General features: G+C 65.2%; 2 protein-coding genes and 1 pseudogene. All 3 read right to left on the bottom strand.

Annotated features, from left to right (window positions below; translation table 11 throughout):
- A pseudogene (locus EOD15_RS32805) lies at positions 1-442 on the bottom strand (ABC transporter permease); the annotation flags it as partial.
- The gene (locus EOD15_RS32800; protein ID WP_127322448.1) at positions 439-1377 is read right to left on the bottom strand and encodes an ABC transporter ATP-binding protein; all 939 of its coding nucleotides are present in this window, start codon (positions 1375-1377) and stop codon (positions 439-441) included. The pseudogene EOD15_RS32805 and the gene EOD15_RS32800, both read right to left, overlap by 4 nt.
- The coding region (locus EOD15_RS32795) for an ABC transporter permease (RefSeq protein ID WP_148129769.1) at positions 1374-2432 on the bottom strand (1059 nt) is incomplete at its 5' end. The genes EOD15_RS32800 and EOD15_RS32795, both read right to left, overlap by 4 nt.

The following is a 2432-nucleotide window of genomic DNA, read 5'->3' as shown; positions in this document are numbered from 1 at the left end:
CGACGACATTGGCCGGCAGCGTCGTCAGGCCGGTCAGCGCATTTTCGAAAATCGGCAGCAGGCCATAGAGAAACAGGGCGATCAGCGTCGGCTTCTCGCCGAAGCCGACGGCCGGCACGGCGAGCGCCAGCACCGCCACCGGCGGAAAGGTCTGACCGATGTTGACCAGGCTGCGCGATAGCGGCAGGAATTCGGCGCCGGCCGGCCTGGTGACCAGGATGGCAAGCGCCACCGCAACGACGGTTGCCGCCACGGTGGCGATCAGAACCGTGCGTAAGTGCAGCAATGTCAGCGTCAGCAGGCTGCCCTGGTTGTAGATCACCGGCGCATTGTTCTCGGTCAGCGGCTTCAGCAGCGGCACGAACCATGAGGGATTGGTGACGAAGGCAACGAGCAGCACCACCAATGCTAGCCTGAGCAGCGATGGAAGCCAGGCCTTCATGCCGGCCTCGCCGCGCGCTTCACCAGCCCTTCGACGGTCACGCGGCCAAGCGGCTTGCCGTCGGCGCCTTTGACCGGCAGCGCCGGCCGGCCCGACCACAACAATTCGGCCAGCGCGTCGCGCTGGCTCGCATCGCCGGGGATCGCCTCACCTTCGGCGGAGCCCTTCTCCACGGCATCGCGGACCCGGCCGAGCGACAGCAACCGGAACGGCCTTTCGCTGGCGCCAACCAGGGTCTCGACGAAGGCGCTTGCCGGCTTTGCCAGGATCTCGGCCGGCTTGGCGTATTGCACCAGCTTGCCGGCATCCATGACCGCGATCTTGTCGCCCATATGCACGGCCTCTTCCATGTCGTGGGTGACGAGGATGATGGTGGTGCCGAAGCGCTTCTGGATCGCCAGCAGATCTTCCTGCGCCTTGGTGCGGATGATCGGGTCGAGGGCGCCGAACGGTTCGTCCATCAACAGCACGTTGGGTTCGGCGGCGAGTGCGCGGGCAACACCGACGCGCTGCTGCTGGCCGCCGGACAGTTCGTGCGGATAGCGAGGCCCGAAGGCTTCGGGATCGAGCTGATAGAGCGTCATCAGCTCGTCGACCCGGGCCTTGATACGGTCCTCGTCCCAGCCAAGCAGCACCGGCACGGTGGCAATGTTCTGTGCCACCGTGCGATGCGGAAACAGGCCGTGCCCCTGGATGGCGTAGCCGATGCTGCGGCGCAGTTCGTAGCCGGGCAGCGAACGATTGTCGGCGCCGTCGAGCTTGATGATGCCCGAAGTCGGCTCGACCAGCCGGTTGATCATGCGCAGCAGCGTCGTCTTGCCGGAACCGGACGTGCCGACAATGACGGCGATGGTGCGCGGCTCGATGACCATCGACACGTCATCGACCACGGTCGTCGCGTCATAGCGCTTGGTGATGCCTTCGATCTCGATCATGCCGTTTCAACCCTGCGCCTGGTGGCGGTCATTTCGATCACCGCATCGAGGATGATGGCGGCGGCAAAGGCGAGCGCGACCGTTGGCACCGCGCCGAGCAGCACAAGGTCCATCGCCGTCTGGCCCACACCCTGGAAGACGAACACGCCGAAACCGCCGCCGCCGATCAGCGCGGCAATGGTGGCGAGGCCGATGTTCTGCACCAAGACGATGCGGATGCCGGTGAGGATGACAGGAAAAGCCAGCGGAAACTCGACGCCGAACAGGCGCTGCCTGTCGGTCATGCCCATGCCGCGCGCCGCGTCGTTGGCCGCGCGCGGCACGCCGGCCAGGCCGACCACGGTGTTGGCCACTACCGGCAGCAGCGAGTAGAGGAACAGCGCCACAAAAGCCGGTGCGGTGCCGATGCCGCGAATGCCGAGCGCGGTAGCTCCCGGCACATGCGTGGCAACCCAGCCGAGCGGCGCGATCAAAAGGCCGAACAGCGCGATCGAGGGAATGGTCTGGATGATGTTGAGCACGTTGAGAACGCCGGCGCGCAGACTTTCGACGCGATGGCAGAGAATGCCGAGTGGCAGGCCGACGACCACCGCCGCAAGCAGCGATCCTAGCGCCAGCGTTACATGCTTGGAGCCCTCTGCCCAGAAACTGTCGGCGCGGTTGAAATATTCCTTCAGGATCGACAGATTGTCCCAGCTTCCCGAAATCAACAGCAGCCCGATCGCCAAAGCCGCGACCACAAGCACGCCAACCCGCGCCAATGGCGACAGGTTCAGCCTTGTCAGCACGTCGGCGAGCAAAAGCGTGAAGGCAAAGATCAGAATCCAGAAACCGGAGGCTGGCGAAACTCTGGCGAAGGTGTTGCCCGCCGGTGTGAGAAATGTTCCGGCGACACCGATCAGCAGCGCAAGCGCGGCAAGCGCCATCACGCTGGCGGCAAGGCGCAGCACAAGTGGTGTCTTGAACAGCGCAATGAGTGCCGCGGCGGCAATGATGGCGAGCAGCAGCGTCCCGGTCGTTGTCGGCAGCGCCTCGAGAATCGAGCGCGCCTGGCC

The sequence above is a fragment of the Mesorhizobium sp. M7A.T.Ca.US.000.02.2.1 genome (assembly GCF_003996995.1).
Classification (GTDB): domain Bacteria; phylum Pseudomonadota; class Alphaproteobacteria; order Rhizobiales; family Rhizobiaceae; genus Mesorhizobium.
The sequence above is the reverse complement of the archived record's forward strand: the minus strand, read 5'-3'. Positions and strand labels throughout refer to the sequence as shown.